General features: G+C 72.1%; 2 protein-coding genes. Both read right to left on the bottom strand.

The window, feature by feature from the left end; all coding sequences use genetic code 11:
• Nucleotides 1-84 precede the first annotated feature (84 nt).
• Nucleotides 85-1,770 (bottom strand): ribonuclease J, encoded by a 1,686-nt coding sequence (locus ACIBCT_RS40380; protein ID WP_399197343.1) that lies wholly within the window; start codon nucleotides 1,768-1,770, stop codon nucleotides 85-87.
• Nucleotides 1,771-1,934: 164 nt separating this feature from the next.
• Nucleotides 1,935-2,861, bottom strand: coding sequence for a 4-hydroxy-tetrahydrodipicolinate synthase (gene dapA / locus ACIBCT_RS40375; protein WP_399197342.1), 927 nt, complete (start codon nucleotides 2,859-2,861; stop codon nucleotides 1,935-1,937).
• Nucleotides 2,862-3,103: the final 242 nt, after the last annotated feature.

Here is a 3,103-nt window from a genome sequence, read left to right as displayed (position 1 = left end):
TCCCCCCGCCCCCCGTCCCCCCCCCCCCCCCCCCGGCGCGGGCGCGGGCCCCCCCCCCCCCCCCCCCCCCCACGGAGGGAGGCGTCAGACCTCGATGACGACCGGGATGATCATCGGACGGCGGCGGTAGGTGTCGCTCACCCAGCGCCCCACGGTCCTGCGGACCACCCTGCGGACCTGCTGGATGTCCACCACCCCGTCGGCCGCGTTCTCCTGCAGGGCCCTTTCGACCTGCGGCAGGATGTCGTCGAACATGGCCGGGTCGATGCCCGACCCCCTGGCGTGGATCTCCGGTCCCCCGGTGAGCTTGCCGGTGGCGGTGTCGACCACGATGACGACGGAGATGAAGCCCTCCTCGCCCAGGATGCGACGGTCCTTCAGCGCGAAGTCGGTGACGTCGCCCACCGAGGTGCCGTCCACGTAGACGTACCCTGCCGGGACCGCGCCCACGATCTTGGCGCGGCCGTCGACCAGGTCCACCACGACGCCGTCCTCGGCGATCACGATGTGGTCGTCGGGCACCCCGGTCAGCGCGGCGAGCTTGGCGTGCGCCCGCAGGTGACGCCACTCGCCGTGCACCGGCATGAAGTTGGACGGCCGGGTCAGGTTGAGCACGTACAGCAGCTCACCCGCGGCGGCGTGCCCGGAGACGTGCACCTTGGCGTTGCCCTTGTGCACCACCCGGGCGCCCCAGCGCGACAACCCGTTGATCACGTTGTTGACCGCGGTCTCGTTGCCCGGCACCAGCGAGGAGGCCAGCAGGACCGTGTCGCCCTCGGCGATCCGGATCGGGTGGTCGCGGTTGGCCATCCTCGACAGCGCCGCCATCGGCTCGCCCTGGGACCCGGTGCAGATCAGCACCACGTCCTCCGGCGGCCAGCCCTCGATCTCCTTGGAGTCGACGATCAGGCCCGGCGAGACCCTCAGGTAGCCCAGGTCGCGGGCGACGCCCATGTTGCGCACCATCGAGCGGCCGACCAGCGCGACCTTGCGGCCGTGCCTCTCGGCGGCGTCGATGACCTGCTGGACGCGGTGGATGTGCGAGGCGAAGCTCGCCACGATCACCCGCTTGCCCGCGGTGCGGACGACCTCGTCGATGACCGGCGCGATCTCCCGCTCGCTGGTGACGAATCCCGGCACCTCGGCGTTGGTCGAGTCGGACATCAGCAGGTCGACGCCCTCGGCGCCGAGCCTGGCGAACCCTCCCAGGTCGGTCAGGCGCCCGTCGCTGGGCAGCTGGTCCATCCGGAAGTCACCGGTGTGCAGGACGATGCCCGCGGGCGTCCTGATCGCGACGGCCAGCGCGTCCGGGATGGAGTGGTTGACCGCGAGGAACTCGCACTCGAACGGACCGAACCGGTGCCGCTCGCCCTCCACCACCTCCCGCTTGACCGGCTGGATCCGGTGCTCGGTGAGCTTGGCCTCGATCAGCGCCAGCGTCAGCCTGGAGCCCACGACGGGGATGTCGCGGCGCTCGCGCAGCAGGTACGGCACGGCACCGATGTGGTCCTCGTGCGCGTGGGTCAGGACCACGGCCTCGATGTCGTCCAGGCGGCCCCGGATGTACTCGAAGTCGGGCAGGATCAGGTCGATGCCGGGCTGGTCGGGCTCGGGGAACAGCACCCCGCAGTCGACGATCAGCAACCGGCCCTCGTACTCGAACACGGCCATGTTGCGGCCGATCTCACCGAGACCGCCCAGTGCGACGATGCGCAGGGCGCCCTCGGGCAGCGCGGGCGGCGGCCCGAGCTCGGGATGGGGGTGACTCATCAGGCCACACCTCTCTCAGAGGTCTCACAGGTGGCGACGGTCCCCGCGGGCAGCAGGACTACTCCCTCGCCGAGCACTCCGTCCCCCAGCGGACCGACGTGTCTTCTCTCTCGCAAACTCTCGTTCCTCCCGGATGCGGCCGATGAAGGCCGCTCTGCTGCATTTCAGGTCACAACTTCGTCGGACGGCTTCACACCGCCCGCGATCAAGTCTTCGCGCAGCCTCGTCAGCTGCTCGCCGGTCGCCTCCGCAAGGGGAGGCCTCACCGGCCCCACGGGCCGCCCCACCATGCCCAGCGCCGCCTTCGCCATGATCGCGCCACCGGCCTGCATCATGATCCCCGAGATCACCGGGAGCAGCCGCCGGTGGATCGCGAGCGCGCCCGCGACGTCCCCGGCACGGTACGCCTCGATCATGGCGGCGATCTCCGCCCCCACGACGTGGCCGATCACGCTGACGCACCCCACGGCCCCCACCGACAGCCACGGCAGGTTGAACGCGTCGTCCCCGGAGTAGTAGGCCAGGCCGGTGGAGGCGATGACCTGCGACCCCTCGTACAGGTCGCCCTTGGCGTCCTTCACCGCGACGATCCGCTCGTGCCGGGCGAGCCGGGCGAGCGTCCCGCTCATGATCGGCACGCCGCTGCGCCCGGGGATGTCGTAGAGCATGACCGGCAGGGCCGTGGCGTCCGCCACCGTCACGAAGTGGCGGTAGATCCCCTCCTGGGGAGGCTTGCTGTAGTACGGCGTCACCAGCAGCAGGCCGTGGGCCCCGGCACGCTCGGCGGTGCGGGCCAGCTCGACGCTGTGCCGGGTGTCGTTGGTCCCGGCCCCGGCGACGACCGTGGCGCGGTCGCCGACCGCCTCGACGACGGCGCGCAGGAGGCGCTCCTTCTCGTCGTCCCCGGTCGTCGGGGACTCCCCCGTCGTGCCGCTCACGACGATACCGTCATTGCGCTGCTCGTCCACCAGGTAGGCGGCCAGCCGCCGTGCTGCGTCGTAGTCGACCGATCCGTCGTCGGTGAACGGCGTGACCATCGCGGTCAGCATGCGGCCGAAGGGGGCGTCGGAGGTTCCAGTTGGCGCTGCCATAGACCGAACGGTACCCGGATCCGTCGAAACGGTGGACCCCGCCACCCCGCCTGACCTCCGTCCACCGATGGGCACAAGAGCGAACATCCCGCCCACCGGCCCGCTGCACACCGTACACGCGGATATGCGCCGCCACCGTGACGACCCCGGGGGGGGGGGGGGGGGGGGGGGGGGGGGGGGGGGGGGGGGGGGGGGGGGGGGGGGGGGGGGGGGGGGGGGGGGGGGGGGGGGGGGGGGGGGGG

It is taken from the genome of Streptosporangium sp. NPDC050855 (assembly GCF_044456585.1).
Classification (GTDB): domain Bacteria; phylum Actinomycetota; class Actinomycetes; order Streptosporangiales; family Streptosporangiaceae; genus Streptosporangium; species Streptosporangium longisporum.
Note: the sequence above shows the minus strand (reverse complement) of the source record. Positions and strands in the feature narration are given on the sequence as shown.